This is a genomic window from Brevundimonas sp., assembly GCF_044239655.1.
Taxonomy (GTDB): Bacteria; Pseudomonadota; Alphaproteobacteria; order Caulobacterales; family Caulobacteraceae; genus Brevundimonas.
Genome location: NZ_JBIIAY010000228.1, coordinates 1 through 5,605, shown reverse-complemented (window position 1 = coordinate 5,605; position 5,605 = coordinate 1). Strand labels below are relative to the sequence as shown.

The 5,605-nt window shown below is 56.8% G+C and carries 4 protein-coding genes; 2 read left to right on the top strand and 2 right to left on the bottom strand.

Features of this window, described 5'->3' with window-relative positions:
• On the bottom strand, positions 1–1,210 hold a 1,210-nt coding region (locus ACILQR_RS16770), incomplete at its 3' end, for a VpsF family polysaccharide biosynthesis protein (protein ID WP_395652499.1).
• Positions 1,211–1,728: 518 nt separating this feature from the next.
• Between ACILQR_RS16770 and ACILQR_RS16765 the strand changes: the two genes are divergently transcribed.
• Both ACILQR_RS16765 and ACILQR_RS16760 read left to right on the top strand, forming a co-directional pair.
• Positions 1,729–3,360 (top strand): MBOAT family O-acyltransferase, encoded by a 1,632-nt coding sequence (locus ACILQR_RS16765; RefSeq protein WP_395652498.1) that lies wholly within the window; start codon positions 1,729–1,731, stop codon positions 3,358–3,360.
• A gap of 9 nt (positions 3,361–3,369) precedes the next feature.
• Positions 3,370–4,518 carry a hypothetical protein gene (locus tag ACILQR_RS16760; RefSeq protein WP_395652497.1) on the top strand — a complete coding sequence of 383 codons (1,149 nt, stop codon included), beginning with the start codon at positions 3,370–3,372 and terminating at the stop codon, positions 4,516–4,518.
• A gap of 205 nt (positions 4,519–4,723) precedes the next feature.
• Here ACILQR_RS16760 and ACILQR_RS16755 read toward each other — a convergent pair.
• Positions 4,724–5,605: UDP-glucose dehydrogenase family protein (locus tag ACILQR_RS16755; protein WP_395652496.1), on the bottom strand; the 882-nt coding region annotated here is incomplete at its 5' end.

Genomic DNA, 5,605 nt, shown 5'->3' with positions numbered 1-5,605 from the left:
GACCAATCATTGTCGCACCACTCATCATTAGCATGTAGAATACAGCGGGGTTCTTCGCCCCAAATGTATTGTTTGATAAGGCTGCCGCCAAAAAAACAGCCGCCGCGATCTTCACAAGCATACTTCCGCGAATGGCAAATATACAGACGACAAAAATAACCATGGTGAGATAGAATACCGTGAATGGCATTCCGTACGTAAAAACCCCTAACACAAAGGAGTTCTCAATACTTGGAGTTTGAAACAACCTTGTAGACCAGTCCGCTGCAGTGGTTGTACTTGCGCCAAACATAATCTGATGCGGAGTAAGATACTGCAACATACCGTACTGCCATAATCGTGTCATCGCGCTTTTATCTACCAATCCATTCGATATACGATCAAAAAAACCGCTCGCAATTGCAAAGCTGATGATGGCGGGAATCATTCCAAATATCATCACACCTTGGGTAGCCATCCAGGTCTGCCCAACCGTCGTCTTTGGACGCTCCATCACAAGCGCTGTAAGAAATGCTGGAGCGAAGGCGACCGCCGCCATAATAGTGGATATGCGCGCTCCTGATGCGAACACGCATAGCGCGAACAAAACCGAGAACAAGGATCTGAGCCAGAACGGCCGTCTCCATAACATCACCAGCGGAACTGCTGTCGCGTACATGAGACCGCTCATGAGGGGGTGGTTGAGCATGGCGGCTGGACGGAACGTCCCGAGCGCCCCCTCAAGGGGTGTCGGCACAAATCGCACCTTAAGGATGTATTCAGCAAACAACATGATGGCGTTTAGAGCCAGAGCCCAAACGATCGCCTCGAAGATCATGGACCTGCCCTTCGGACCGATCTTACCCAAGACGAATATGCCCGCTGCGGCGACTAGGTAGGAATCTACCAGATACCCGACGGCGACAGCCCCCCCACCGATAACGGCCCAACCGAGGCCGCACACAACGATGGACACCAAGAGCAGGGACGGAAGCTTGAAGTCCTCCATGCCCGGCGGATTTGGTCGCCGCAGCGCAACCATCCACACAAAGAAGACGATGTATGTGCCCGGGGAGAGCTTCATGAGCGGATTCCCCCCCGCCGCGCCGTACCCGTAAAAGAGTCCCAAAAAGTTGGCGTGACCCATGACCCGAATTACCGAGCCGATCAGCAGCCACCACGCCAGATCGTAGTTCGTTTCTCGCCTCAAGGCCGCCTTGGCGTGGAGCATCCGACCTTTGTGCAGGCTAGGCGAGTTCATTTGAGGACCCTCACACTGAGCCTGCGGCGGGAGCCGATGAGGCCAGAAATTCAATACAGCGGGATGCATTGTAAAGCAGGTTCGCAGCCCACTCACTGCCCACCGGCCCTTCCGCCGCCCCACCCCACGCCCCTAACACCAAGCAAATCGGTCAGCCCGTTTTCGGGGCTTGCTGATGCTGCGCTGCCGAAAGGCTACAGGGCTGACATAAGACTTTTTGCGCGACGCAGCAAACTATTGCATGTCATAAGGGCGACGCTTCACAGAAGGTGACGGCCTTCCGTTCAGCGACGCCTTTCACGCTCATGTACGCATTATCGCAACAACGGTGATTTAGACTTGGAGCACATTGCGCGCTGGGCGTGGATTTTGCGCCGCCCAGTAGCGTAGTTTTGGATGAAATCGGGGGGACTGATGATAGAAGAGAAGGATATGGACGGTCATGAAATTTGGCCAGCCTTGAAAGAAGGCGCCCAATGACGTCCCTAATGTCAATTTTTGAGCAATTATCGCTTCGGCATGGGTCAGAGGCGCCCTCAGCGATTTTGTTTAATAGCTGGACCTTCTTTTTCTTCATTGCAGCGTATTTTCCGATATTCTTGGCGACCCGCCGTAATATTGTTATGCGCAACATCAGTCTATGCGTATTCAGCTACATCTTCTATGGCTGGTGGGATCCTCGCTTCCTAATACTGGTCGCCGTCTCCACGTCAGTCGACTACATGGCCGCTCTTGGCGCGGCCGGAAAACTAGTCGGTTTGAAAGAACGGCTCAAAGCTGGCGGCTGGTTGATCGGTGTGGCCGCGATTTCGCTGGTCTTTGCGCGCCCTGGCAGTCTCTGGATCGCGCCAGCCGTCGTCGTCGGCACGGCGGCGGTCCTGGCCATCACCCTCACATTTGATCGCCTCAGCGAGAAGCGTCGAAGAGTGGCTTGGCTTTGCCTGTCGCTCGTCACGAACCTGGGCATCCTGGCCTTCTTCAAATACTTTGGCTTCTTCTACGACTCGCTTCACGACGCCTTTGCTTCCACTGGTCTGAACATCCCGCGACTGGGCCTTGAAATCGTCCTTCCGGTTGGCCTTTCATTCTATACCTTCCAGGCAATAAGCCGAACGATCGATAGTTTCCGAGGTCAATACGACCCTCAATACTCCCTTCTGAACTACGCGGCGTTTCACGCCTTCTTCCCCCAGTTGGTCGCGGGCCCGATCGAGCGGGCGTCGCACCTCATGCCGCAGTTCGAACGGGTGCTTCCCCTTGATTTGAAGATGTTCTTCTCTGGCTTCCGCGTCTTCCTGTGGGGCCTCTACATGAAGATCGTAATTGCCGATAATATCGCGCCGGTCTCCGATGCGATATTTAACAACCAGAACCCGCACACCGCCGGCGCGGTCATGGCGGGACTTCTAGCCTTTACGTTCCAAATTTACTGCGATTTCGCGGGATACTCTAATATGGCGCGAGGCCTAGCTCGGATGCTCGGCTTCGAACTCATGGTGAACTTTAACCTCCCCTACTTCTCAAGAACGCCCTCAGAGTTCTGGCGTCGCTGGCACATCAGCCTTTCTCAATGGCTACGCGACTATCTCTACATTCCGCTGGGAGGGAACCGCGCCGGCGAATTCGGCACTTATAGGAACCTGATGATCACCATGCTGCTGGGGGGGCTCTGGCACGGTGCGGCTTGGACCTTCGTGATATGGGGCGCAATTCACGGCTCGATCCTGGTCATCTATCGCCTGACGGGCATTGACGACCTTCTAAAGCGCTTCACCACTTGGCCCGCAAAATGGGCGGTCACGGCCATTCTATGGGCGTCGACCATGGTGCTGGTGGTCTTGGCCTGGACCTTCTTCCGAGCACCGAGCGTAGGCTCCGCTGTCCACGTGCTCGGCGAAGCAATGGGCTTCGACGGCTACAACTGGTCCACATTCCAACCCGTCGTCGCTTACATCATTCCGCTTGTGGTCGTGGAGGCCTGGCAACGCTGGAGCGGCAACATCGAAGTGCTCAACTCTAGGCCTTTCCTCGTCCGTTACACGATGGTTATGGCCACAGTCCTGGCGATCCTTTCGCTGAGCGCCGACCGCAGCCAACCTTTCATCTACTTCAATTTCTAGGGGTCACGAGTGTCCAGTCCGTTGCCAGACGCGGGGCCCGAGTCGTCCGGAGCGTCCCATTCGTTCGCAAGGCGTTGGGGCTTACGCGCGCTCTACGCCCTAGGCCTGCTCATCTACACAGTCCTGTTCGCTGAAGCCTTCATCAGGCTTGTGGTGCATCAGCCGATCCTGCCGCGTTATGTCACGGGCACGGCCTGGGGGGTTCGAGGAAACATACCTGACGCCCGGTTTATGCAGCGGACGTCGGAGGTTAGCGCCAGCTTCCATTTCAACAGCCAGGGAATGCGGGATGACAGGACATTTCCGCTCGTCGCACCCGCTGATCGATGCCGTGTGGCCTTGTTCGGCGATTCCTATTTCGTCGGTTTCGAACTTAATCTTCCAGACACCTACGCCTATCGGCTCGAGCAAAGCCTCAAGGCTCGCGGTTACCGTGTGGAAGTTCTGAACTTCGCCGTAAGCGGGTTTGGGACGGCGGAACACAATGTGACTTATGAAGGTTACGCTAAAAAATTCAGCCCGGATGTCGTGATCTACGAGTGGCACGTCACAGATTTCGACGACAATGTTCGCTCGGGATTATACAAGCTGGAGAACGGTCGTCTTGAACGTGCGAACAAGACATACCTGCCATCCATCGGATTACAGGATCGGCTCATGAAATCGTCGATCTATCGATTTATTGCGGACCATAGCGAGCTCTACGGCTTCTTACGCGAAAACGCCGCCCGCTACGCTAAACGCATACTACGTGCGCAAAGCGGCAATGAGGCCGATGAGGCCAATAACAGCGCCGCGCTCAGCGCCGCCGTTTATGCTCCTGCGTCACCCTATGCGATCTCCCTGTCCGAGGCGCTCCTGGAGGAGGCGAAAGGGGCGACGACTCGGGACCAGAGCGGCTTCTATGTGATAGAAATTCCGCGACCGTTATCGCGCACAAAGGTCGTGACATCCATCAACCAGATGGACGCTGATTTCCTCGGGACTCTCAATCTAATCCAGCCGGCTCCGCTTCTTATGGCAAACGGCCATGAGGACAAGAAACTCTACTTTGAGCACGGCGCCCAACATTTGACGCCGGAGGGAGTAGCTGTGTTGCTTGCCGTTTCGGTGGACCGCATCGCCGCCGATCCAAATCTGCAGCGCTGCCGCAACTAACCATTCAAGCTTGAATGTCTGCTAATGCGGCGGGGACCGATGGCCCCCGCCGCATTAGGTCTTATGCGTACAGCGTTGTGACAGATGATCCAGCGCCGACTGGCGCCAGAGAGCGCAACTGCAACGGCATGCTAGGCCGTCTCGTCATACGACAGGCGCAGCCAGATATCGCCGAAAAGGTCAGTTGAGCGTTGCGCAGCGAGATCTAGCCGCGTCCAATATCGCTATATTTGAAGCCCTGGCGTTCCATATCGTCGGCTCGGTAAACGTTCCTCAAATCCACCAGCACAGGCCTTTTCATCAGACCCTTTACCCGCTCCAGATCCAACGCCCGGAACTGATCCCATTCGGTGATGATGACCACAGCGTCTGCGCCTTCGACGGCGTCATAGGCGTTGGCCTTCATTTCTACACCTGGCAGCAGTTTGCCGGCTTCATGCATGCCCTCGGGATCGAAGGCCTGGACCTTGGCGCCGGCGGCGATCAGGGCGGGGGCGATGTCCAGCGAGGGGGCGTCGCGCATGTCGTCCGTATTGGGCTTGAAGGTCAGCCCCAGCAGGGCGACCGTCTTGCCGGCGACGCTTTCACCCAAGGTCGTCTCGACCCGACCGGCCATGGCCTTCTTGCGGGCGTCGTTGACCTCGACCGTGGTCTCGATCAGCTTGACCGGCGCGCCATACTGCTGGGCCGTACGGACCAGAGCGATGGTGTCTTTGGGGAAACAGGAGCCGCCGTAGCCGGGGCCGGCGTGCAGGAACTTGGAGCCGATCCGCTTGTCCAGGCCGATGCCGCGCGCCACCTGTTGGACGTCGGCGCCGACGGCTTCGCAGAGGTCGGCCATCTCGTTGATGAAGGTGATCTTCATCGCCAGGAAGGCGTTGGCGGCATATTTAATCAGTTCGGACGTGCGACGACCAACGAACAGCAGGGGGCTTTCGTTCAGGTTCAGCGGACGATAGATCTCGGTCATCACCGCCTTGGCGCGGGCCCCGGTCTCGCTGTCCATGTCATTGATGCCGATGACCACGCGGTCGGGGCGCTTGAAATCGCCGATGGCGGCTCCTTCTCTCAGGAACTCGGGGTTGGA